The following is a 24,235-nucleotide window of genomic DNA, read 5'->3' as shown; positions in this document are numbered from 1 at the left end:
TTTCGTACTCGAGCGCGCTATCTAAAGATGCCCAACCTGTCGCTTGGCTGAAGCCTTGACCGAAATGCGGCAGAACGCACATATTACGTTCGTAATTTTACTCAGGAACTACTTTTACCCATCCCTTCCCCATTCGATCCAGGAGTACATCCATGAGCACTTATGACGTCGTGATACTCGGCGGTGGCCCCGGCGGTTACAACGCGGCGATCCGCGCCGGACAACTGGGTCTGAAAGCTGCCTGCGTGGAAGGACGCGCCACACTCGGCGGCACCTGCCTGAACGTCGGTTGCATGCCATCCAAGGCGTTGCTGCATGCCTCCGAACTGTACGACGCGGCCAAGGGCGCGGAATTCGCCAATCTGGGGATCGAAGTCAAACCCGTGCTCAACCTCAACCAGATGATGAAGCAAAAGGATGAAAGCGTTACCGGGCTGACCAAGGGCATCGAGTTTCTTTTCCGTAAGAACAAGGTCGACTGGATCAGAGGATGGGGCCACATCGACGGGCCGGGCAAAGTCACGGTGACCGATAGCGCCGGCGGCAAGACCGAACTGAGCGCCAGGGACATCATCATCGCCACCGGTTCCGAGCCTACGCCCCTACCCGGCGTGGATATCGATAACAAACGCATCCTCGACTCCACCGGTGCCCTGGCGCTGACCGAGGTGCCCAAGCATCTGGTGGTGATTGGTGCCGGCGTGATCGGCCTGGAGCTTGGTTCGGTATGGCGGCGCCTTGGTGCGCAGGTAACGGTGGTCGAGTTTCTCGACCGGATCTGCCCCGGTGTGGACATCGAAGCCGGCAAAACCCTGCAGCGCTCCCTGAGCAAGCAAGGCTTGAGTTTCAAATTGAGTTCAAAAGTGACCAGCGCCACCACCTCCGCCACCGGCGTGCAGCTCAGCATCGAGCCTGCCGCAGGCGGTGCCGCCGAGCTACTGGAAGCGGATTACGTATTGGTGGCCATCGGGCGCCGACCTTATACACAGGGTCTGGGCCTGGAGAACGTCGGCCTCGCCACGGACAAGCGCGGCATGCTCGCCAACAAAGGACATCGCACCGAAGCCGTCGGGGTCTGGGTGATTGGTGACGTGACGTCCGGCCCCATGCTCGCCCACAAGGCCGAGGACGAAGCCATGGCCTGCGTCGAGCAGATGGTCGGCAAGGCTGGCGAGGTCAATTACAACCTGATCCCCAGTGTGGTCTACACCAAACCGGAGCTGGCCAGCGTCGGCAAGACCGAAGAGCAGCTCAAGGCTGAAGGCCGGGCGTACAAGGTCGGCAAGTTTCCCTTTACCGCCAACAGCCGGGCGAAGATCAACCACGAGACCGAAGGCTTCGCCAAAGTGCTGGCCGATGAACGCACGGACGAAGTCCTCGGCGTGCATCTGGTTGGCCCGAGCGTCAGTGAAATGATTGGCGAGTATTGCGTGGCCATGGAGTTCAGCGCCTCGGCCGAAGACATCGCCCTGACCTGCCACCCACATCCGACCCGTTCAGAGGCCTTGCGCCAGGCGGCGATGAATGTGGAGGGGATGGCGACGCAGATGTAAGACTTGAAGAGTTGCAGTGACTGATTTATCGCCTTCGCGAGCAAGCCCGCTCCCACAAGGATTGCGCTGTACCTGTGGGAGCGGGCTTGCTCGCGAAGGCAGGCGACTCGGTTTAAAGAGGCAAATGCTCCAACGGCAACGCCCCCGGCGCCTTCACCGTGTGAATCGCAAAGTTGCTGCGGATGTCGCTCACCCCCGGCAACTTCAGCAAACGCCCGGTGAGAAACCGGTCATAGGCACGCAAGTCCGGCACCACTACCTGCAGCAGAAAATCCGACTCACCTGATACCAGAAACGCCGAAATCACCTCCGGCAATGCCGTCACCGCCAGTCGAAAGGCTTCGGCTTGCTCATCGTTATGACGCTCGACCTTGACCCCGACAAACACCGTCAGCCCCAACCCCACTTCGTCGCGATCCAGATTGGCCTGGTAGCCGCGAATCACCCCCGCCTCTTCAAGCATCCGCACCCGGCGCAAGCAAGGCGATGCCGACAGGCCGATCTCGTCTGCCAGTTGCACATTGCTCAGGCGGCCATCCCGTTGCAGTGCGGCGAGAATCTTGCGGTCGTAGGCGTCGAGTTTCATGGTTTGGCAGATCCTGATGGTTCAAGCTTGATGAAGTGGCAGATTATGCCAATACATGACCCGATAGAAGCTGACAACGCAAGCACCTGCCCCGCCCTTCAGCCCTAGACTGGCACGACCAAATCGACAACGAATGGGGTGCAACATGCAAGGTCTCTGGCTGTTTTTCATGGCACTGGCGGTGGTCTACCTGTTGCCGGGGCCCGACATGATCCTGCTGTTGCAGACCGGTGCCCGCCAAGGCAAAGGCGCTGCTCTGGCCACGGCCGTGGGCCTGGGCATTGCCCGGGGTTGCCATGTGGCATTGGCGGCGCTGGGGCTGGCGGCACTGTTCAAGGCTGCGCCCTGGACGTTCGACGTGGTACGCCTGGCCGGTGCCGCGTACCTGCTGTGGATCGGCATTCAGTGCCTGCGAACCACGATGCTGCCGAGCCTCACCAGCGCCGACCCAACCGGCGAAAAACCGCGCTGGGGCGCAGCCATCCGACGCGGACTGCTGACCAACCTGCTCAATCCCAAGGCACTGCTGTTTTGCTCGGTGCTGCTACCGCAATTCATCGACCCACAGTCTGGGCCGGTGCTCGGGCAATTTGCGACCTTGGGCGTGGTGCTGGTTAGTGTCGGGTTGCTGTTCGACAGCGCATACGCCCTGGTAGGCGCCGCACTCGGCCGTTGGCTGCAACGCAGCCCCTCAGCCCAGCGCCTGCAACAATGGTTGTTCGGCAGCCTGTTGATCGGTTTCGCCGTGCGGCTGACCTTTGTGCAACAGGCTTGAACCTCACTGCGCCTTGCGGCGGCAACGTTTGAACATCAACAGCGCGGCTACCGCGAACGCCACTACGCTACCAACCTGTAACGGCATCTTGTACGGGCGCAAGGCCGAACGCGCAGCGTCGGTCACTTGGGTCACGTAGCGTTTGTCGGCGTTTTCGAAGTCGGGGTACGGGCACTGGTGGCCGAAATCGGCGGCCCATTCCACGTAAGGCCCTTCTTTGACATAACGCTGATATATCGCACTTTGCTCTTCGAGGCTGCTGTTCCACCCCGACGCCTCGCACAGCACCGCCGCAAACGCCTGACTGGTGTGAGGCAAGTTATCCGCCGCCTTGCTCGCCAGCGCGGTGGCCACGAAGCGATAGTGATAACGCTGATCAGGCTGGGCAGCGCTGGCCTGCTGGCGCTTCACTTCGTCCTCGGCCACCAAAGGACCGACCTTGAGTTCGGTGTTTTCGAGAATGTAGTTACCGCCGAACGTGGCGTAATCCGGCGCCATTTCATAGCCCAGAATGTCCATGCCCCACTCGCGTGCCGTCCAGGCCGCATTGAACAGAGCAGCGGCACGACGGGTCGGCCACCAGGCTGAATCAGCCGCCAGACGTTGCTCGCCATACAGTTTTGCCTTGTGCCGCAAGCCGTCATTGTCGAAGTACGCCGACGCCTGCTCGTAATGCCCCTCGCGCAACAGCCGCCGGCCCAGCAGATTGCGCAGACTCGCCGCCACCGGCAAGGGCACATAGTTGTCGCGGTCCTGCTGGCTGAGCGGCGGCGGGGCCGGCACTTGAGTGTCTACGTAGTGCTTGAGTTCTTCGAGGGTCAACACGCGCTCGGCAACGGTGGCGGCGTCGAACCAGTAAATGCTCTGGCTGCGATACAGCTGATCGAAGGCTTGCAGGTAATCCCCGCGTTGCAGGGCCAGGATCGCACTTTCACCCTCGACCCGGCATTTGGGCTGGAGTGTTTCGTAATCGAAGTCCGGTGTGCGGCGCTCGCCCCAGGATTCATTCTGCGGGAAGGCCTGCGCCGCTTTGGCATAGGCTGCGGCGGCCGCGCTCTTATCGCCCTCACGCACCGCCAGTTTTGCCCGCAGCCACCAGGCCAACCCACCATCGCCAGCCTGTTCGAGGAAAGCCTTGGCGCTGGCGTAATCACCCTGTTGATAATTCATCGCCGCCAGGCGGTCGGCGTTTTCGAGACTGCCACGGGTACTGTTTTGCAGCAGCTTGATCATTTTCTGTTCGTTGGGCGGTTGATCACCGAACGACCACCCCAACCGACTGATCAGCGATGCTGTCACCAATTGCTGCACTGGCTGGCCCTTGAGCAATTCGGCCACTTGATCATCCGGCAGCGTCATCAGGTCCGCCATCAACAGCTTCAACGAGGTGTAGCCCACCGCGGAGCCGTGCAGATTCTGCGTGGCGTACAACTCGATGGCGCGGTTCCAGTCGCCAGCGGTGCGCACCACCCGGGCTTCTTCACCGAGGCTGGCGACACCCAGTTCCAGTGGATCACTGAAGCCGTCGATGCTCAGTTGCCGGGTTTGCTCGAAGGCGTCGCGGGATTGTTCGAGCAAATCCGGAGCCGCATTGGCTTCGGCGCTCATGGCGAACAACGCTCGACCCAACGAGTAAGCCGCCCAGGTACTGCGTGAGGCCCGTTGCTCTGCGGGCAGGGCCAGCACTTTCTTGAAATACCCGGCAGCCAAGGCAGGATCACCCGCGGCAAATGCCACAGCGCCGGCCAGGTACAACCTGAGCTCAGGCGGCAGTTGCGCGCCCTCGCTTTCGACCTGGCGGGCATCGGTCAGGCTGCGCAAGTGTTTCACCAGCACCTGTTGTTCGGCGGAAAGTCCCGCCTGCTCGGCTTGATCGCGCAGCGCTACAGCGTCAGGTACATCCGAGTAGTCAACGCCAGCGGTGACGTTCTTCAACCCGTTGATGGCGTGGCCGAGGCGACTGATTTCGAAGCTGAAGTTGCCTTCCGGCAGCTCCGCCAGCGACTGACCACGGTTATCCAGCAGGCGCATGGGGAAGTCCGGGCCGCAGGCCAGTGCCGAACCCAGCGGCAGGCTGAGGCTCAGGCAAAGCAAATGACGCGGCCAGTTACGGGTGAACATTCGAACCTCCTTGATCAATGTGTGCGCAGCGAGCCCAACCAACGGCACGCTGTCCGCCAGCCGGTATTCGGCCATCACGCAGGCGGGTGAAGGTAAGCAGATCCGGACGCTGTTGCAACGCGTAACCGGCCAAGGCATCGGCCCCCTCACAACCGCTGACCGCCAGTGTCAGGCGTTCGGGCCAGGCGCTGTCGAGATTGCCCTGGTTGCTGATGCCGATGTCATAGAGGCCATTGTCGGCCGAGAGTTTCAGTTTCAATTGACTGTTGAGGACATCACCACGCGCCACGGCGAGCAAAGTGGTCAAGCTCCAGGCCCGACGGTCGTTGGCCAATGGCAGGCGAAACCAGATCAGGCCCGCCAGATGTTTCGGTGGATCGGCACGCAACTCGGTGCCGAGGGTGCGCAATGACTGAGGGTCGGCAAGTAATTCCCGACGCAGTCCTTCACGCTCCACCGTCACTTCGCTTTCCACAACGGGCGCGCCACCCGCCGACGGCAGCAACGCCACGCCATAGGCCGGCAGCGCCAGATAGAACGGTTTCGTCGTGATACGGCTCCAGGCCTTCGTCCATTGCCGGGCCTGATCAGCATCGAACAAGCCACGACGCGGATCGCTCACCGCGTGCACCTGCAACACACTGCTGTCGACTGTGGATAACAGCGCCGGCAGTTCGCGACTGTCGAGCCAGGATGGCAACGCGGTGATGCTCAGTACCAGCGAAGTCGGCAAGGCTCCGCGCAAATGCGCGAGAAATTGGCGGTACTCCGGTAGCCGAGCGTTACCGGCATCGTGGTCGATTTCCACCCCGGCGAGGTTCAGCCCCTGTCCCTGCCAGTCGCCGATCACCTGCCGGATTTGCGCTGTGATCTCATCCTGATCCAGCGCCTTGAGCTGCCCATCCAGGCGAATCACCGCAATCACCGGCCGGCCATCGCGCTTGAGCAGTGCCGGGTCAATCCGGGCCCGACTCCAGCCCGCGTTGGGAAAGGCCTGCAAGGCCAGCACCCGCAACGTCGAAAAGTCGGCGCGGCTATCCCTGAGGGCAGCGTCGTGGGCCGGCGTCCACTGCCGTTGCCAGACGTAGAGTTGCTGATCCAACGGCGGTGCGTCCGGTCTTTCGCAACCGGTGGTCAGCGCCAGCGCTATCAGCAAGACAATGGAGCGAATGAAAAAACCCATGGAAACGCTTGTTCCTGAACTGCAGTAAAGGCTTTACCACAAACCTTGTGGGAGCGGGCTTGCTCGCGAAGGCGTAGTGTCAGCCAACATCACCGTTGCTGACACACTGCATTCGCGAGCAAGCCCGCTCCCACAACGTCCGGGGCTCTGCCCACCCTACTCAGCCATCGACCGACGGGCAATGTTCGCCTGCAATCGTCCTTCAGATATCGAGCACCAATGGCTGCGCGCCCTGCGCCGGAATCGCACAGCAAATCAGCACCTGTCCATCATCCGGCACCTCCGCTGGCGGCAGTGGGTAATGCACCTGACCGCTGATCAAGCGCGTTTTGCAGGTGCCGCAGGAGCCGCCGCGACAACTGAATTCCGGGCGCAGGCCACGGCTTTCCGCCAACTCCAGCAAACTGCCGCCGTCTGGCTGCCAGCGCGCCTCCTTGGCCGAACGCTGGAACACCACGGGTACGGACGTGGTGGCGGCTGGTGGTTGTTCGATGACCACCGCATCGGGGTCCGGTCGCCGGCGCAAGGTGGACGGGCCGAAGGTTTCGGCGTGAATCCGCGAATCGCGAATGTCCAACTCGCGCAAGCCGTCGTACAACGCCTGGGTAAAACTCCCGGGACCGCAGACCACAAAATCCGGCTGATCGTAGTCCTCGACTGTCAGCAGATCCTTGAGCAGCGCGACGTCGATCCGTCCACTGAGGTCGAAGTCCTCTCCTTGTATCGCCTCGGCTTCCGGTTGACTGAGCAAACGCACTACCCGCACCGCGTCACCGGCATCCTCGAGCAAGCGATCCAGTTCGCGGCGAAATGGCTGGTCGGCCAGCGTGCGCGAACTCTGGATGAACCATGTGGGCCGGATACGGCGGGTGCGTAACCCTTGGTAAACCACTTCCCGCAGCATCGATAACAGCGGCGTGATGCCGACCCCGGCCGCCAACAACACCAAGGGTCGACGCTCATGGGGCGCCACGGTGAAATGCCCTTGCGGCGCCCGCGCCTCCAGCAGGTCGCCGACACGAATCTGCTCATGCAAATGCGTAGACACCCGTCCGTCACGCTTCACGCTGATGCGGAAAAAATCATCGGACGGTGCGCTCGATAAACTGTACGTGCGGATATGCACATCGCCATCAATGTTGAAGCGCAAAGGCAAATGCTGCCCGGCCTGGAACAGTGGCAACCCCGCTCCGTCGGCGGGCTCCAGGTAAAGCGAGCGAATGCTGTGGCTTTGCGCTTCAATCCGCGTCACCCGCAACGGCCGCCACTGATCGCCCAGGGCCTTGGCCTGCAAACGCGCCTTGGCCTGCTCCCAGGTACCGGTGAGCAAACTGGTGGGTGAAACGCCGTCGAAGCGCCAGCGCAACGACAGGGCAGCCGGACGACGTACCACTTGCTCGACATCGATCGTCCACAGGCGCTCGGCCCCCTGGAACGCCTCGACCTGAGGACCGTCCAGGATGATTTCGGTGCGCCCACTGAGTTGCAGCAAATCACCGGTATTGAAATCGATGAACAACAACCCGGCCCGGGGATTGAGCAGCAGGTTGCCCAAGGTATTGAAATGCAGGTTGCCGGCGAAATCCGGAATGGTCAGGCGATTGCCTTCCACCTGTACGAAACCGGCCTGACCGCCGCGGTGAGAAACATCCACCGAGCGCTCACCGTCGACGTCCACATAACTGGCAACGAAAAAGGTGTCCGCCTCGGCGATCATGGCTTTGGTCGCGTCATCCAGTTCGCCGAAATGCTGGGCGGCACGGGTCGCAGGATCGGTCAGCGGCACCGAGCGAAACTGGCGCAACTGAATGTACTGCGGGCAATTGCCGAAGGACTGGTCCACCGTCACCGCGAAACCATCCATGGTCATGGCACTGACATGCCCATTGATGCGGTTGCGGCGGCGGGTGTGCAACTCGATGCCCAGCAGTCCGATGGCCGAGCCTTCGCTCAACTGCGCGGGATCATCAAAAGCCGGCAGACTGCGAAATTGCAGCAAGCCAGGTTCTGGCGAATGTGCGAAACCGGGCTGGCCTTCAAGGACACTGGCCCAGGGATGACCGTCGGCATCCACCGCTGCGTACAGCATGAACGGCAATTGTTGATAGAAGGTGCGGTGTTGGTCCGGCATCTCGCTGCGAATCACCTTACGACCGAACGCCTCCATTCGTTCGGCAACGCCCACATGCGCCTGCAATTGTTTCTCGCCGGCATGCCAGGGTGAACGGTCCATACGGCTGCTCCCTTGCGCCTGTGGCGCAGAACGGGGCGGCCCGGCAACACCGGGCCACCAGCATCAGGCGGTTTTTTGCAGGCCGGCGACGGTGCGCGGCATGCCGACAAAACCCGGCAAGGCTTCGATGCGGGCCAGCCAGGCACGAATGTTGGTGTACTCGTCCAGCGACACATTGCCCTCAGGCGCATGGGCGATGTAGCTGTAGGCGGCGACGTCGGCAATCGTCGGATCAGTGCCAGCCAGATACGGCGTATCGGCCAATTCGTGATCGATTACCTTGAGCACGGTATGGGCATAGGCAACCACTTCTGCAGCGTTGTAAGGCGCGCCGAACACAGTAATCAATCTTGCCCGGGCAGGGCCGAAGGCAATCGGACCTGCCGCCACCGACAACCAGCGTTGGACCTTGGCGGCCCCTACCGGATCAGCCGGCAGCCAGCGACCGTTGCCGTACTTTTGCGCCAGGTAAACCAGAATCGCGTTGGAATCGGCCAACACCACGCCCTGATCATCAATCACCGGTACCTGACCGAAAGCATTGAGCGCGAGGAACGCCGGTTGCTTGTGTTCGCCTTTGGCGAGGTCAACGAAGATCAATTCGGTCGGCAGTTTCAGCAGGGACAGCATCAATTCGACACGATGAGCGTGCCCGGAACGTGGGAAGTTGTAGAGTTTGATCGCTTGCATGGTCGACACCTCGGGTGAGTGGTGCTGTTCAGGAGAGACCAGCGCCGATGAGGTGCATACTCTACCTTCAACCAAAACAGCAGAATCACCAAAAAACGCAATCAATTATTTCATTGGGTGAAATAACTCAACACTTGAGCGCCGGATGCTCGCGCAGCGTCTTCACCGCGAAATCAACAAAACTGCGCACCCGGGCCGGCGCTTTACGTCCGCCCTGATAGACCACATGGATGGGCAACGGCGGCAGTTCGAAGTCCGCCAGAATGATTTCCAGCTCACCGGCAGCCACCTTGCTCGCCACTTGATAAGACAGTACCCGCGTGAATCCCAACCCCAGACTGGCTGCCGTGATGGCCGCCTGATTCGCCGTCACCACCAGCCGCGGTTCAGCCCGCACACTCAAGGTTTCACCGTCTTCAATGAATGGCCAACTCCGCAACTGGCCTATGGCCGATGTCGCAATGATCGGCGCCTGGGCCAGTTCCTGTGGATGCCTGGGCCGACCATGGCTGGCCAGAAACTGTGGCGATGCGCAGATCACCCGCCGCACCTCGCCCACGCGGATCGCATGCTGGTTGCTGTCGGGGAGCTCGCCGATGCGGATGGCCACATCAACGCCCTCCTCGACCACGCTCACCACCCGGTCCACCAACAGCGCGTTGATGCAGACCTCGGGGAATTGCGTCAGATAATTCACCATCAACGGCGTGACAAACAGCTCGCCAAACAAGACCGGTGCGGTGATGGTCAGTTGCCCACGGGGATGAATATGGCTGCCCGCTGCCGAGTCCTCGGCTTCCTGCACCTCGGCGAGAATTCTCCGACAATCCTCCAGATATCGCTGACCGGCCTCGCTCAAATAAACGCTGCGCGTCGTACGCGTGAGCAGTTGTGTGCCTATTCGCTTCTCCAGCGCCGCGACCGCTCGGGTGACGCTGGCCGCCGACAGACCCAAACCCCGCGCCGCCGCCGAAAAACCCTGCTCCTTGGCGACAGCAGCGAAGACCTGCATTTCCTGGAAGCGGTCCATGGGACTGTCCTCATTTCAGATAGATAAACCGCAACCGAAGGCCGGAATGTTAAGCGCAAATGTTCAACAACATAGTTGGGCGCCAGACCATCAGGTAAATCAATGGGCTACTGCACTGTAGCGCCTGCACCGCAAAAACCAAGCGTGTCACAAACCTCAAAAAGCGGACCGGGGATTATTGATAATTAATGACGATTATTTTCTTGCGACGAGTGCGACTGTTGGCAATTATTCTGATCAGCCCGCTGCAATGGCAAATGCCCGGTAGAGAAAAAGAACCATTGGTTCAGCTTCCAAACCGCTTCAGTCAAGGGCTCGCAGCGGACCCCATCAACTGCAGCAGGATTCCAGCCTGTATAAACAGGCGGAATATACGACTGCTCCTATACTACAAACCACCTGTTACCTATTGGGTTTTTGGTAGGTACCTCATTGAAGTTTTCTCTACTTAAAGTAAGGCGTTATCGGTTTTTAACGCTTTGACGGCTGCCCGTCGATCCTGCTTTATGGATTCACTTAGTAGGGAAGAGTTGAACTTCAACGGCCTGGCTAACCTGTGTGACACAGCAAGGAGTTCGACAATGTTGCGCACTAATATTTCCGCTAGAGCACTGTCCGGTGGTTTGCTCGATGTACTGATTCGCGCCGGGTTGATTACGGTGCTGGTACTGTTCTGCTTCCAGATCTTCCACCCCTTCCTCAACCTGATGCTCTGGGCAATGATTCTGGCCATTACCCTGTATCCCCTGCATGCGCTCATCAAGCGCAAGCTGGTCAACAAGGACGGTCGTGCCGCCACCCTGATCGTGGTGGTCGCCCTGGCTTTGCTGATGGTACCGATCTACCTGCTGGGCACCTCGATCAGTGAATCGGTCCAGGGCACCCTGGCGGTTCTCAAGTCCGATACGTTGCAGATTCCGCTCCCCAGCGAAAAAATCGCTTCCCTGCCGCTCATAGGCGAGCCGCTCTATGGCTACTGGATGCAGGCCGCCACCGACATGAGCAGCGTGCTCATGAAGCTGATGCCTTACATCAAGTCCGTTGGCCTGACCTTGTTGGGCAAAATGGCCGATGTTGGCGTGGGCTTTCTGTTGTTCATCGGCGCCCTGATCATTGCCGGCGTGTTCATGGCCTATGGCGAAAACGGCGAAAGAAGCGCCCTGGCCATCACCTCGCGCCTTTCCGGACCAGAGCGTGGGCCACGCATTACCGTGCTCTGCACTGCAACCATCCGCGCGGTCGCCCAGGGCGTAGTGGGCATCGCGTTCATTCAGATGTTGCTGGTCGGTGTGGGCTTCGTGCTCATGGGTGTCCCCGGTGCCGGGCTACTGGCCATGGTGGCGCTGTTGATGGGGATCATGCAATTGCCGGTACTGCTGGTGACCCTTCCGGTGATCGCTTTTGTCTTCGCCACCGAAGGGACCAGCCTGGCCACCGTCGTGTTTGGCATCTACAGCCTGATTGCCGGGATGGCCGACAACGTTCTCAAACCGTTGATGCTGGGTCGTGGCGTCGATGTTCCGATGCCGGTGATTCTGATTGGTGCCCTGGGCGGCATGGTAAGCGGCGGCTTCATCGGTTTGTTCATCGGGCCGGTGGCGCTGGCGGTGGGCTACCAATTGTTCTGGCAATGGGTCCAGGACCAACCGTCTGTCGAGCTAATGAACGAGACACCCGAGATCGAGGCGTTGAACGATCAGCGTCCTGTCTGAGGAGTTTGCGCTTGATGCCACGCCCTGCTCGCATCAGCCGGCTTCTGCTCTGTGGCACCGTCGTCCTGGGGGGCTGCGTACAACTGGGCCCGGATTTCCAGTCGCCGGCCCAGCCCTGGGTCGACCACTGGAACAGCCCGGCCCTGGAGGTCGCCGGCCAACAACGCGCGCAACCTGACAGCCGCCAATGGTGGCGCGTGTTCAACGACCCGGTGCTGGACCATTTGATGGCCGAAGCCGATGCCCACAACGCCGACCTGCACCTCGCTGGCCTGCGGGTCATGGAGTCCCGGGCGCAATTGGGTATCGCCCTGAGTGGACGCTACCCGCAATTGCAGCAGGCCAGCGCCGACAGCCTGTACCTGAACCGTCGACAATCGGGCGGCGCCAACCCTCAGGACACGCATTTCTGGCAATACAGCGCCGGTTTCGATATCGGCTGGGAGCTGGATTTCTGGGGGCGTTTCAGCCGTGCCATCGAGTCGGCGGACGCATCCTGGTTTGCCGCCCAGGCCAACTATGAAAATGCCTTGGTGCTGTTGCACGCGCAACTGGCGCAAAACTACTACGCCTTGCGCACCGCCGAGGCGCGCCTGGCCATCGCCCGCAGTAACGCCAAATTGCAAAAACGCAGCTACGAGATCACCGAGCGCCTGTTCAACAGCGGGGCCGAAGCCGAACTTGATCTGCAACAAGCCAAGACCCAGTACCTGGGCACCCTCAGTACCATCCCGGATTTCGAGAGCCAGGTGGCGAGCTTGCGCAATGCGTTGTCCACCCTGATCGGCCAGCCACCCGGCTCGATCCCTGACCTCAATCGCAACACCGGCTTAGTGCCGCTGCTCGATACTGCGGTCTTGCAGGATGTGCCGGCCAACCTGCTGGTGCGGCGCCCCGATGTTCGTGCTGCCGAACTGCAAGTGGCGGCGCAGTCGGCGTTGATCGGTGTGGCCGAGACTGACCTGTACCCCTCCATCAGCCTGCTGGGCAGCATCGTCTGGTCTGCCAGCTCACTCAGCGGTGCATCCAACACCTTGGACATGGTGGCCGGCCCTAGTTTGCGCTGGGACATCTTCGACCACGGCCGGATCACCAACAACGTCCGCGTGCAGGATGCGCGCTTGCAGCAACTGATCGTTATCTACCAGGACAGCGTGCGCCAGGCGGCACGCGAGGCCGACGATGCCGCGACCGGCTTGATCAAGGCACTGGAGCGCGACCGGATCCTCAGCGATGCATCGGTGGCCGCCGAACGTTCGGTGACCCTGGCCAATGCCCAATACCGCGAAGGCTATTCCGATTTCCAGCGCGTGCTGGATGCCCAGCGGGCCCTGTTTGCCCAACAGGATATCTACCTGGTCAACCGTGGCACCGCGGTCAACAGCCTGATCGCCCTATACAAGGCTCTGGGCGGAGGCTGGTACAGCGACCAGCCGATGATCGACCCGGCCACCCGCAAACAAATGCAAGAACGGACCGATTGGGGCGATCTGCTCGACGAACCGAAGGAAAGTGCCAATGACTGACAGCCAACAACCGGCCGCCGAGAAAGCCCCGACACCTGCCGCCGACCCTGCGAAAAAAGCGATCAACTGGGTGGTGGTGCTGATCATCCTGAGCCTGGTCTGGTACCTGATGGCCGACCGTTACACCCCCTACACGCAACAGGCACGGGTGCAGGCCTTCATTGTACCGGTGGCCGCCGAGGTATCCGGCCGGGTGACCAAGGTGCATGTACGCAACAACCAGGACGTAAAGGCTGGCGAATTGCTGTTTGAAGTCAACCCGGAGCAGTACCAGATTGCCGTCGATCGCGCTCGCGCCGACCTTGAGTCAACCCGTCGCCAGGTGGGCGCCAACACCGCCGGCGTCGACTCCAAACAAGCGTCGCTGCGTGCATCCCAGGCCAACGAGCTCAAGGCACGCCAGGACATCCAGCGGCTTGAACGCCTGTACAGAGAAGACCCGGGCACCATCTCGCTGCGACGTCTGGAGATATCCCGCGCAACCCTGGAAGAATCCATCAGCCAGGTCGCCGCGGCCAAGGCCGAAGTGCAACGTGCACGCGAACAACAGGGCGGTAACGAAGACGAAAACGCCCAGTTGCTCAGCGCCGCCAGCAACCTTGAAAAAGCCGAGCTGGACTTGAGCAATACGAAGGTCCACGCGCGCTCGGCCGGCCTGATCACCGATCTGCGCACCGATGTCGGCCAGTTTGCTTCCGCAGGTGCGCCGGTGATGACCCTGATCGCCATCCACGATGTGTGGATCAGCGCCGACATGACCGAAAACAATCTGGGAAGTGTCCAGCCCGGGACGCCAGTGTCCATCGTCCTCGACGCCCTGCCGGGGAGAATTTTCAAAGGCCATGTGCGCAGCGTCGGCTATGGCGTCGAAGTTGGTCAGAGCACTCAGCCGGGTAGCCTGCCGAAAGTGGAGAACAGCCGCGACTGGCTACGCCCTGCCCAGCGCTTTCCGGTGATCATCGAGTTCGAGCCCGGTGAGTTGACCAGCCCGCAAGGCATCCGGTCCGGCGGGCAGGCCGAAGTCATGGCATTTCCGAGTGAAAGTAACCCGCTGAATATCCTGGGTCGCCTGTTCCTGCGCCTGATGAGCTGGATGTCCTATGCGTATTGAGCGCCCGCCCCGGGTTCAGCGCGCCCTGCGCTTGAGCTTCGGCACGGCGCTGTGCCTGGCGGCGAGCTTTGGTCTGGCCCTGCCCATCCCGTTCCTCTCTCCGATGCTGGCGCTGATGATGCTGGCAGCGATGAACCGACCATTGCCGTTCAAGGCCAGCCTGGGCCTGATCCTGATCCTTATGCTGACCACCGGGACCGGCCTGTTGCTCATTCCCCTGCTGCGTTACTACCCGTTCAGCGGTGTGCTGTTGGTCGGACTGTGCCTGTTCCTGGCCTTCGGTTATGGCCTGCGCGGCGGCAACCCGCTGGTGGCGACTTTCCTGGTGGTGGGCCTGACCTTGATCAGTTCGGCCGGAACCGCTGAATTCGCCCTGGCGCTTGAGGTGATCGTGGCCCTGGTCAAGGGGCTGTTCCTGGCCGTCACCACGCTGACCATCAGCCATTGGCTGTTTCCCGACCCCGCCAGTGCCCCCGCGGCCAAACCCGGCCCGAGCCTTACTCCAACCGAAAGCAGTTGGCTGGCGCTACGTGCCACGCTGGTGGTACTGCCGACTTTCCTGCTGGCCATGATCGACCCGGCCAGCTACCTGCCGATCATCATGAAAGCCGTCAGCCTCGGCCAACAAAGCTGCGCGACCAGCGCCCGCACCGCCGGCCAGGAGTTGCTCGGCTCGACCCTGCTTGGTGGCCTGATGGCAATTCTTTTCTGGTGCGCGCTGAGCCTGTTCGTCAACCTGTGGATGTTCTTTCTGTGGATGCTGCTGTTCGGTTTGCTGGCGGCCAGAAAACTCTACGGCCTGGCCCTGACCCGACAGCCACCGAGTTTCTGGCTCAACAGCCTGGCGACCCTGATCATTCTGCTCGGCCAATCGGTACAGGACAGTGCGGCGGGCAAGGACGTCTACACCGCCTTCGCCATCCGCATGGGCCTGTTCATACTGGTGACCTTGTACGCCTGTGTCATGGTCCATCTGCTGGACACGCGGCGCCAGCGTCGAATTACGACCTCCTAGAAAAAGAAAAACCCCCTGAGAAGGGGGTTTTTCACCTGTGGATAACTTATTCCACAGTGACCGACTTCGCCAGGTTGCGCGGCTGGTCAACGTCGGTGCCCTTGAGTACGGCAACGTAGTACGACAGCAGTTGCAGCGGGATGGTGTAGAGAATCGGCGACAGGATGTCGTGGATGTGCGGCATGTGCACAACGTGAGTGCCTTCACCGTTGGTCATGCCGGCCTTCTCGTCAGCGAAGACGATCAACTGGCCACCGCGGGCGCGGACTTCCTGCAGGTTGGACTTCAGCTTCTCCAGCAGTTCGTTGTTCGGCGCCACGGTCACTACTGGCATGTCGTTATCCACAAGCGCCAACGGGCCGTGTTTCAGCTCGCCGGCCGGATAGGCTTCAGCGTGGATGTAGGAGATTTCCTTGAGCTTGAGTGCCCCTTCCATCGCCACCGGGAACTGCGCGCCACGGCCGAGGAACAGCGTGTGGTGTTTCTCGGCGAACAGCTCGGAGATTTTTTCCACGGTGCCGTCCATGGCCAGCGCCTCGCCCAGACGGGTCGGCAAACGACGCAACTCTTCGACCAACGTCGCTTCGACACCCTTGGCCAAGGTGCCACGAACCTGGCCCAGGGAAAGTGTCAGCAACAGCAGGCCAACCAATTGCGTGGTGAAGGCTTTGGTCGAAGCCACACCGATTTCGCGACCGGCCTGGGTCAACAGGGTCAGATCGGATTCGCGCACCAGCGAGCTGATGCCGACGTTGCAGATCGCCAGGCTGGCGAGGTAACCCAGTTCCTTGGCGTTGCGCAGCGCGGCCAAGGTATCGGCTGTCTCACCGGACTGGGAAATGGTCACGAACAAGGTGTCCGGCTGCACCACCACCTTGCGGTAGCGGAATTCGCTGGCGACTTCGACCTGGCACGGAATGCCGGCCAGCTCTTCGAGCCAGTAACGCGCGACCATGCCTGCGTGGTAGCTGGTGCCACACGCGACGATCTGTACGTTACGCACTTTGGCGAACAGTTCGGCCGCCTGTGGGCCGAATGCCTGTACCAGGACTTGGTTCTGGCTCAGGCGACCTTCCAGGGTGCGCTGCACCACGGACGGTTGCTCGTGGATTTCCTTGAGCATGAAGTGGCGGAACTCGCCCTTTTCAGCGGCTTCGGCGCCGTCGCGATACTGCACGGCTTCGCGCTCGACAGCCTTGCCGTCAACGTCCCAGATCTGCACGCTGTCGCGGCGGATTTCGGCGATATCGCCTTCTTCCAGGTACATGAAACGGTCGGTGACCTGACGCAGAGCCAACTGGTCGGACGCCAGGAAGTTTTCCCCCAGGCCCAGGCCGATCACCAGCGGGCTGCCGCTGCGGGCTGCAACCAGGCGATCCGGTTGCTGAGCGCTGATCACTGCCAGGCCGTAAGCACCGTGCAACTCTTTGACAGTTGCCTTGAGGGCCACGGTCAGGTCGCTCAGATCCTTGAGCTTGTGGTTCAGCAGGTGAGCGATGACTTCGGTGTCGGTGTCCGAGGTGAACACATAACCCAGGGCCTTGAGTTGTTCACGCAGGGCTTCGTGGTTTTCGATGATGCCGTTATGCACCACCGCCAGGTCGCCGGAAAAATGCGGGTGGGCATTGCGCTCGCACGGCGCACCGTGAGTAGCCCAGCGGGTGTGGGCAATGCCCAGACGCCCGAGCAGCGGCTCGGCGGCCAACGCCTGCTCCAGCTCACTGACCTTGCCCGGACGACGCAGGCGCTCGAGTTTTTCGTCGTTGGTGTAGACCGCAACGCCGGCACTGTCATACCCGCGGTATTCCAGACGCTTCAAGCCTTCGACGAGGATGGCGGTGATGTTACGTTCTGCGACTGCGCCGACAATTCCACACATGCTATTTCTCCTGACTGACAGCCGCGCAAATCAATGTGATGCCGCGGGCCTGAATCTGATCGCGAGCCTCAAGTGGCAGGCGTTCATCGGTAATAAGGGTATGGACGCTGCTCCAGGGCAGCTCCAGGTTTGGAATCTTGCGACCGATCTTGTCGGCCTCCACCATCACGACCACTTCGCGGGCGACTTCGGCCATGACCCGGCTCAGCCCGAGCAGTTCGTTGAAGGTGGTTGTACCGCGAACCAGATCGATGCCATCGGCGCCGATAAACAGCTGGTCGAAATCGTAGGAGCGTAGTACCTGCTCGGCAACCTGCCCCTGAAAGGACTCGGAATGCGGATCCCAGGTACCACCGGTCATCAACAGCACCGGTTCGTGCTCAAGTTCGCTCAGGGCATTGGCGACATGCAGCGAGTTGGTCATCACCACCAGGCCGGGTTGCTGTCCGAGTTCCGGGATCATGGAGGCGGTGGTACTGCCACTGTCGATAATGATCCGAGCATGCTCGCGAATCCGCGCGACGGCGGCACGGGCGATGGCTTGCTTGTACTTGGAAACCGGCTGACCAAGATCGGCGACCAGTTCCTGAGGCATGGTGATCGCCCCACCGTAACGACGCAGCAACAGGCCATTGCTTTCAAGCGCCGCCAGATCCTTGCGAATCGTAACTTCCGACGTTTCGAAACGCTTGGCCAACTCATCCACACTGACTTCGCCCTGCTCATTGAGCAAGGCGAGGATGTTGTGACGGCGCTGAGGTGTGTTGCGCTTCGACATAAGCTGGTAAGTTTCGTTTCGAAAGATAACGGAAGCAATCAAAACCTATCAGCGAAACTTCGTCAAGCACCATGCGATAAAAAGAGCTGTGGATAACCTGTAGGAGCGAGCTTGCTCGCGATGGACGTGAACGATGATGCATTCTTTCTGGAAAAATGCGCCGCTCTCGAATTCATCGCGAGCAAGCTCGCTCCTACAAGGGAGTTGTGGATAACTCAGCCCTTCTTGATCTTCTCCGGCCGCTTCCAGCCGTCGATGTTCTTCTGACGAGCACGCCCAATCGCCAACTGGGATTTATCCACAGTCGAAGTAATGGTCGAACCGGCCGCCGTGGTCGCACCGGCCAGGATATCCACAGGCGCTACCAACGAGTTGTTGGAACCAATGAACACATCTTCGCCCAACACGGTTTTCCACTTGTTGGCGCCGTCGTAGTTGCAGGTGATGGTGCCGGCCCCAATGTTGGTGCGCGCCCCGACTTCGGCATCGCCCAGGTAAGTCAGGTGACCGGCCTTGGCACCTTCGCCCAGGTGAGCGTTTTTCAACTCGACGAAGTTACCCACATGCGCCCGGGCTTCCAGCACGGTACCTGGACGCAGACGCGCAAACGGGCCGGCATCGCTGCTTTCACCCAGAATGGCACCTTCGATATGGCTGTTGGCCTTGATGACCACGCCTTTGCGCAGGGTGCTGTCCTTGATCACACAGTTCGGGCCGATCACCACGTCGTCTTCAATGACCACCTTGCCTTCGAGGATCACGTTGATGTCGATCAGCACATCGCGGCCTACGGTTACGTCTCCGCGCACATCGAATCGTGCCGGGTCGCGCAGCGTCACGCCTTGAGCCATCAAGCGACGACCGGCGCGCAATTGATAATGCCGTTCAAGTTCGGAAAGCTGCTTGCGGTCATTGGCGCCCTGCACTTCCATGGCGTCGTGCGGATGCTCGGTGGCCACCACCAGACCATCGCTCACGGCCATGGCAATGATATCGGTCAGGTAGTACTCGCCCTGGGCGTTGTTATTGGAAAGTCGGCTCATCCAGTCGCCGAGACGGGCAAAAGGCAGCGCCAGAATGCCGGTATTGCCTTCGGTGATCTTGCGTTCGGCTTCGTTGGCATCTTTCTGTTCGACGATGGCCGTCACTTTACCTGCGTCATCACGAACGATGCGGCCGTAACCGGTCGGGTCATCCAGTTCGACGGTCAGCAAGCCCAACTGCTGCGGCCCCACCTTCTTGAGCAGGCGCTGCAGGGTGTCGACCTCGATCAACGGCACATCGCCGTAGAGCACCAGCACGGTGTCGGCCTGAATGAACGGCACGGCTTGAGCAACGGCGTGGCCGGTACCCAACTGTTTATCCTGCAGGACGAAGTTCAGGTCATCCGCCGCCAGGCGTTCGCGCACCGCATCGGCACCATGACCGATCACGACGTGAATGCGCTGTGGATCAAGTTGCCGGGCACTGTGGATAACATGGCCGAGCATGGAGTTGCCAGCAATCGGGTGCAAAACTTTCGGCAAAGCAGAACGCATACGCGTGCCTTGGCCAGCAGCGAGAATAACGATTTCAAGAGACATGACTGGCTACCAATCCTGGGTGGTCAGCGGCTGCGACCGGGTTGTAAAAATCGGAAAAGAAAAAAGGGTAGCCGAGGCTACCCTTTTTAATCAATCACACAACAAGTGCAGCCTTAGTGGCCGAACTTCTTGCGGATCTGCTGGACGGTGCGCAGCTGAGCTGCAGCCTCGGCCAGACGTGCGGCAGCAGAACCGTAATCGAATTCTGCGCCACGTTCATGCAAGGCCTTCTCGGCTGCCTTAACGGCTTCCTGAGCAGAGGCTTCATCCAGGTCGGCAGCACGTTGCACGGTGTCGGCAAGAACCTTGACCATGTTCGGCTGAACCTCGAGGAAACCACCGGAGATGTAATACACCTCCTCTTCCCCGCCCTGCTTGACCAGGCGGATCGGACCTGGCTTCAGATTAGTGATCAGCGGCGCGTGACCCAGAGCGATACCAAGATCACCCAGTGCACCGTGCGCAATCACCATCTCGACCAGACCGGAAAAGATTTCTCCTTCCGCGCTGACGATATCGCAATGGACTGTCATAGCCATCTGATTGCCTCAACCTAAATTAGCGCCCGTTGCCGGGCGCCGGGATTACAGTTTCTTGGCTTTCTCGATCGCTTCTTCGATGCCGCCAACCATGTAGAACGCTTGTTCTGGCAGGTGGTCGTAGTCACCGTTGAGGATGCCTTTGAAGCCAGCAATGGTGTCTTTCAGGGAAACGTATTTACCCGATGCACCGGTGAAGACTTCAGCCACGAAGAACGGCTGCGACAAGAAGCGCTGGATCTTACGAGCACGGTTTACCAACTGCTTGTCGGCTTCCGACAGCTCGTCCATACCCAGGATCGCAATGATGTCCTTCAGTTCTTTGTAACGCTGCAGAACGTACTGAACGCCGCGAGCGGTGTCGTAGTGGTCCTGGCCGATTACGTTCGGGTCCAGCTGGCGCGAAGTCGAGTCGAGTGGATCGACCGCTGGGTAGATACCCAGGGAAGCGATGTCACGGGACAGAACGACGGTAGCGTCCAAGTGGGCGAAGGTGGTCGCTGGCGACGGGTCGGTCAAGTCATCCGCAGGTACGTATACCGCTTGGATCGAAGTGATCGAACCTTCCTTGGTCGAAGTGATACGTTCTTGCAGAACGCCCATCTCTTCAGCCAGGGTCGGCTGGTAACCTACTGCCGAAGGCATACGGCCCAGCAGTGCGGATACTTCAGTACCGGCCAGGGTGTAACGGTAGATGTTGTCGACGAACAGCAGAACGTCGTTACCTTCGTCACGGAACTTCTCGGCCATGGTCAGGCCGGTCAGTGCTACGCGCAGACGGTTACCCGGCGGCTCGTTCATCTGACCGTAAACCAGTGCCACTTTGTCCAGAACGTTGGAGTCCTTCATCTCGTGGTAGAAGTCGTTACCCTCACGAGTACGCTCACCCACACCGGCGAACACGGAATAACCGCTGTGCTCGATGGCGATGTTACGGATCAGTTCCATCATGTTTACGGTTTTGCCTACACCGGCACCACCGAACAGACCGACTTTACCGCCTTTGGCGAACGGGCAAACCAGGTCGATAACCTTGATGCCGGTTTCCAGCAGGTCGTTGCCGCCTGCTTGTTCAGCGAACGAAGGCGCTGGACGGTGAATGCCCCAACGCTCTTCAGTGGCGATAGGGCCAGCTTCGTCGATCGGGTTGCCCAGAACGTCCATGATCCGGCCCAGAGTCGCTTTACCGACCGGTACGGAGATGGCTGCGCCAGAGTCGGTAACTTCCAGACCGCGCTTCAGGCCTTCGGTGGAACCCATCGCAATGGTACGAACCACGCCGTCGCCCAGCTGCTGCTGAACTTCCAGAGTGGTCCCGGCCGCGCTTTGTACTGTCAGCGCGTTGTAGATGCTCGGTACGCTGTCGCGTGGAAATTCCACGTCGATAACGGCGCCGATGATTTGAACGATACGTCCGCTACTCATAGCTGGATCCTCTGAATATTTGAACCGTTAAACCGCGGCAGCGCCGCCGACGATTTCCGAGATCTCTTGGGTGATCGCAGCCTGACGCGCCTTGTTGTAGACCAGCTGCAAATCGCTGATCAAATCACCGGCGTTGTCGGTAGCGTTCTTCATCGCGATCATCCGCGCAGCTTGTTCAGCCGCGTTGTTCTCGACCACCGCCTGGTAGACCTGCGACTCCACGTAACGGACCATCAAGCCGTCGAGCAGCTCCTTGGCATCCGGTTCGTAGAGATAGTCCCAGTGGTGCTTGAGGTCTTGATCCGGGGTTGCCACCAATGGAATCAACTGCTCCACGGTAGGCTGTTGCGTCATGGTGTTGATGAACTTGTTGGACACCACGGACAGGCGGTCAATACGGCCGTCCAGGTAGGCATCCAGCATCACCTTGACGCTGCCGATCAGATCATTGATCGACGGCTCTTCACCCAGGTGGCTGATAGCTGCAACGACGTTACCGCCGAAGTTGCGGAAAAAGGCCGCACCCTTGCTACCAACGACACACAGATCGATCTCGACGCCGTTTTCGCGGTTTACCGCCATGTCCTTGACCAGGGCCTTGAACAGGTTGGTGTTCAAGCCGCCGCACAGACCACGGTCACTGCTCACTACGACATAACCAACACGCTTGATTTCGCGGTCGATCATGAACGGGTGGCGGTATTCCGGGTTGGCGTTGGCCAGATGCCCAATTACCTGGCGGATACGCTCCGCATAAGGACGGCTAGCAGCCATGCGCATTTGTGCCTTGCGCATTTTGCTGACCGCCACTTTTTCCATGGCGCTGGTAATCTTTTGCGTGCTTTTGATGCTCGCAATCTTACTGCGAATCTCTTTTGCGCCTGCCATGTAACACCTATCAGGTTAGCAAGCGGGAGCCTTGCGGCTCCCGCTGCGGCTTACCAGGTTTGGGTGGCCTTGAACTTCTCGATACCGGCTTTCATGCCAGCGTCGATTTCGTCATTGAAGTCACCTTTCACGTTGATCTTCGCCATCAAATCGGCGTGATCGCGGTTGAAGAAAGCAATCAGCGCTTGCTCGAAGCTGCCGATCTTGGCGATTTCAACGTCAGTCAGGAACCCACGCTCAGCGGCATACAGCGACAGCGCCATGTCAGCGATCGACATTGGTGCGTATTGCTTCTGCTTCATCAGCTCGGTAACGCGCTGACCATGCTCAAGTTGCTTACGGGTCGCTTCGTCCAGGTCAGAAGCGAACTGGGCGAATGCCGCCAGTTCACGGTACTGAGCCAGAGCGGTACGGATACCACCGGACAGCTTCTTGATGATCTTGGTCTGAGCGGCACCACCCACACGGGATACCGAAACACCGGCGTTCACTGCAGGACGGATGCCCGAGTTGAACATGGCCGATTCCAGGAAGATCTGACCGTCGGTGATGGAAATCACGTTGGTCGGAACGAACGCGGAAACGTCGCCAGCCTGGGTTTCGATGATCGGCAGTGCGGTCAGGGAACCGGTTTTGCCGGTCACTGCGCCGTTGGTGAACTTCTCTACGTATTCTTCCGAAACGCGGGATGCGCGCTCCAGCAGACGGGAGTGGAGATAGAACACGTCGCCTGGGTAAGCTTCACGGCCTGGTGGACGGCGCAGCAGCAGGGAAATCTGGCGGTAAGCCACTGCTTGCTTGGACAGATCGTCATAAACGATCAGCGCGTCTTCACCGCGGTCGCGGAAGAATTCACCCATGGTGCAACCGGAGTACGGTGCCAGGAATTGCAGCGCAGGAGATTCCGAAGCACTGGCAGCCACGATGATCGTGTTGGCCAGGGCGCCGTTTTCTTCCAGCTTGCGAACCACGTTGGCGATGGTCGATTGTTTCTGACCGATTGCTACGTAGACGCAGAAAATGCCGCTGTTCTTCTGGTTGATGATCGCGTCGATCGCCAGAGCGGTTTTACCGATCTGACGGTCACCGATGATCAGCTCACGCTGGCCACGGCCGACAGGGATCATGGCATCGACAGCCTTGTAGCCAGTCTGTACAGGCTGGTCTACCGACTTACGCCAGATCACGCCTGGAGCAACTTTCTCGACCGCGTCGGTCTCGGTGTTGCCCAGTGGACCTTTGCCGTCAACAGGGTTACCCAGTGCGTCGACTACGCGACCCAGCAGTTCCTTACCAACCGGAACTTCCAGGATGCGGCCAGTGCACTTGGCGCTCATGCCTTCAGCCAGAGACTGGTATGCGCCCAATACAACGGCACCTACGGAGTCTTGCTCCAGGTTGAGGGCCATACCGAAGACGCCGCCCGGAAACTCGATCATCTCGCCGTACATTACGTCGGCCAGACCGTGAATCCGCACGATACCGTCAGATACGCTGACGACAGTGCCTTCGTTACGGGCTTGGGAGGTCACATCGAGCTTGTCGATGCGGCCCTTGATAATTTCACTTATTTCGGAAGGATTGAGTTGCTGCATTGCTCTGCTGCCC

At 60.1% G+C, this 24,235-nt stretch carries 19 protein-coding genes; 6 read left to right on the top strand and 13 right to left on the bottom strand.

Translation table 11 applies throughout. The features are described 5' to 3' along the window. Positions 1-152 precede the first annotated feature (152 nt). Positions 153-1,553 carry a dihydrolipoyl dehydrogenase gene (lpdA, locus tag KGB20_RS28640; protein WP_057712677.1) on the top strand — a complete coding sequence of 467 codons (1,401 nt, stop codon included), beginning with the start codon at positions 153-155 and terminating at the stop codon, positions 1,551-1,553. A gap of 112 nt (positions 1,554-1,665) precedes the next feature. Here the strand turns inward: lpdA and KGB20_RS28635 are convergent, their stop codons facing one another. Continuing rightward, entirely contained in the window at positions 1,666-2,139 is a 474-nt protein-coding gene (locus tag KGB20_RS28635) for an Lrp/AsnC family transcriptional regulator (RefSeq protein WP_007969928.1), read from the bottom strand. Positions 2,140-2,284: 145 nt separating this feature from the next. Here KGB20_RS28635 and KGB20_RS28630 point away from each other — a divergent pair, with 145 nt between their 5' ends. After that, positions 2,285-2,914 (top strand): LysE family translocator, encoded by a 630-nt coding sequence (locus KGB20_RS28630; protein WP_154860851.1) that lies wholly within the window; start codon positions 2,285-2,287, stop codon positions 2,912-2,914. A 3-nt stretch (positions 2,915-2,917) separates the two neighbouring features. On the opposite strand, the gene KGB20_RS28625 is transcribed toward KGB20_RS28630, so the two are convergent. From KGB20_RS28625 to KGB20_RS28605, 5 genes are all read right to left on the bottom strand, one after another. Continuing rightward, positions 2,918-5,035 (bottom strand): hypothetical protein, encoded by a 2,118-nt coding sequence (locus KGB20_RS28625; RefSeq protein ID WP_154909748.1) that lies wholly within the window; start codon positions 5,033-5,035, stop codon positions 2,918-2,920. Continuing rightward, positions 5,022-6,218 (bottom strand): DUF3142 domain-containing protein, encoded by a 1,197-nt coding sequence (locus tag KGB20_RS28620; protein WP_154909747.1) that lies wholly within the window; start codon positions 6,216-6,218, stop codon positions 5,022-5,024. The genes KGB20_RS28625 and KGB20_RS28620 overlap by 14 nt, the downstream gene beginning before the upstream one ends. Before the next feature lie 202 nt (positions 6,219-6,420). After that, positions 6,421-8,451 carry a pyridoxamine 5'-phosphate oxidase family protein gene (locus tag KGB20_RS28615; RefSeq protein ID WP_154860849.1) on the bottom strand — a complete coding sequence of 677 codons (2,031 nt, stop codon included), beginning with the start codon at positions 8,449-8,451 and terminating at the stop codon, positions 6,421-6,423. Positions 8,452-8,514: 63 nt separating this feature from the next. After that, positions 8,515-9,141, bottom strand: a complete 627-nt coding sequence (locus KGB20_RS28610) for a glutathione S-transferase family protein (RefSeq protein WP_057712671.1) — start codon at positions 9,139-9,141, stop codon at positions 8,515-8,517. Between the two features lie 127 nt (positions 9,142-9,268). Then, positions 9,269-10,171 carry a LysR family transcriptional regulator gene (locus tag KGB20_RS28605; RefSeq protein WP_154860847.1) on the bottom strand — a complete coding sequence of 301 codons (903 nt, stop codon included), beginning with the start codon at positions 10,169-10,171 and terminating at the stop codon, positions 9,269-9,271. 581 nt (positions 10,172-10,752) lie between these two features. On the opposite strand from KGB20_RS28605, the gene KGB20_RS28600 reads away from it, so the two are divergent. From KGB20_RS28600 to KGB20_RS28585, 4 genes are read left to right on the top strand one after another with little or no spacing between them, the layout of a single operon-like run. Further along, on the top strand, positions 10,753-11,883 hold the full coding sequence (locus KGB20_RS28600; RefSeq protein WP_154909745.1) for an AI-2E family transporter: 1,131 nt from the start codon (positions 10,753-10,755) through the stop codon (positions 11,881-11,883). Between the two features lie 14 nt (positions 11,884-11,897). Beyond that, positions 11,898-13,409 (top strand): efflux transporter outer membrane subunit, encoded by a 1,512-nt coding sequence (locus KGB20_RS28595; RefSeq protein ID WP_102669468.1) that lies wholly within the window; start codon positions 11,898-11,900, stop codon positions 13,407-13,409. Continuing rightward, positions 13,402-14,520 carry an HlyD family secretion protein gene (locus tag KGB20_RS28590; protein WP_154909743.1) on the top strand — a complete coding sequence of 373 codons (1,119 nt, stop codon included), beginning with the start codon at positions 13,402-13,404 and terminating at the stop codon, positions 14,518-14,520. Before KGB20_RS28595 ends, KGB20_RS28590 begins: the two co-directional genes overlap by 8 nt. Continuing rightward, positions 14,510-15,535 (top strand): DUF2955 domain-containing protein, encoded by a 1,026-nt coding sequence (locus KGB20_RS28585; protein WP_150812675.1) that lies wholly within the window; start codon positions 14,510-14,512, stop codon positions 15,533-15,535. The genes KGB20_RS28590 and KGB20_RS28585 overlap by 11 nt, the downstream gene beginning before the upstream one ends. 46 nt (positions 15,536-15,581) lie before the next feature. On the opposite strand, the gene glmS is transcribed toward KGB20_RS28585, so the two are convergent. The 7 genes from glmS to atpA form a co-directional block, all read right to left on the bottom strand. Further along, a complete protein-coding gene (glmS, locus tag KGB20_RS28580) occupies positions 15,582-17,414 on the bottom strand; it encodes a glutamine--fructose-6-phosphate transaminase (isomerizing) (RefSeq protein WP_150812674.1) in 1,833 nt (610 codons plus the stop codon). Between the two features lies 1 nt (position 17,415). After that, positions 17,416-18,192: a DeoR family transcriptional regulator gene (locus KGB20_RS28575; protein ID WP_008018362.1), complete on the bottom strand. Its 777-nt coding sequence runs from the start codon at positions 18,190-18,192 to the stop codon at positions 17,416-17,418. Between the two features lie 215 nt (positions 18,193-18,407). Continuing rightward, positions 18,408-19,775, bottom strand: coding sequence for a bifunctional UDP-N-acetylglucosamine diphosphorylase/glucosamine-1-phosphate N-acetyltransferase GlmU (gene glmU / locus KGB20_RS28570; protein ID WP_154909741.1), 1,368 nt, complete (start codon positions 19,773-19,775; stop codon positions 18,408-18,410). Positions 19,776-19,888: 113 nt separating this feature from the next. Further along, complete coding sequence (locus tag KGB20_RS28565) at positions 19,889-20,314, bottom strand: F0F1 ATP synthase subunit epsilon (protein ID WP_007969909.1); 426 nt, start codon at positions 20,312-20,314, stop codon at positions 19,889-19,891. A gap of 45 nt (positions 20,315-20,359) precedes the next feature. Then, positions 20,360-21,739: a F0F1 ATP synthase subunit beta gene (atpD, locus tag KGB20_RS28560; protein ID WP_008002330.1), complete on the bottom strand. Its 1,380-nt coding sequence runs from the start codon at positions 21,737-21,739 to the stop codon at positions 20,360-20,362. Positions 21,740-21,766: 27 nt separating this feature from the next. Further along, positions 21,767-22,627, bottom strand: a complete 861-nt coding sequence (gene atpG / locus KGB20_RS28555; RefSeq protein ID WP_008045673.1) for a F0F1 ATP synthase subunit gamma — start codon at positions 22,625-22,627, stop codon at positions 21,767-21,769. A 50-nt stretch (positions 22,628-22,677) separates the two neighbouring features. Continuing rightward, entirely contained in the window at positions 22,678-24,222 is a 1,545-nt protein-coding gene (gene atpA, locus KGB20_RS28550) for a F0F1 ATP synthase subunit alpha (RefSeq protein ID WP_030132553.1), read from the bottom strand. Positions 24,223-24,235 lie beyond the last annotated feature (13 nt).

The organism is Pseudomonas sp. BF-R-30, from assembly GCF_019956175.1.
Lineage (GTDB): Bacteria > Pseudomonadota > Gammaproteobacteria > Pseudomonadales > Pseudomonadaceae > Aquipseudomonas > Aquipseudomonas jessenii.
Note: the sequence above shows the minus strand (reverse complement) of the source record. Positions and strands in the feature narration are given on the sequence as shown.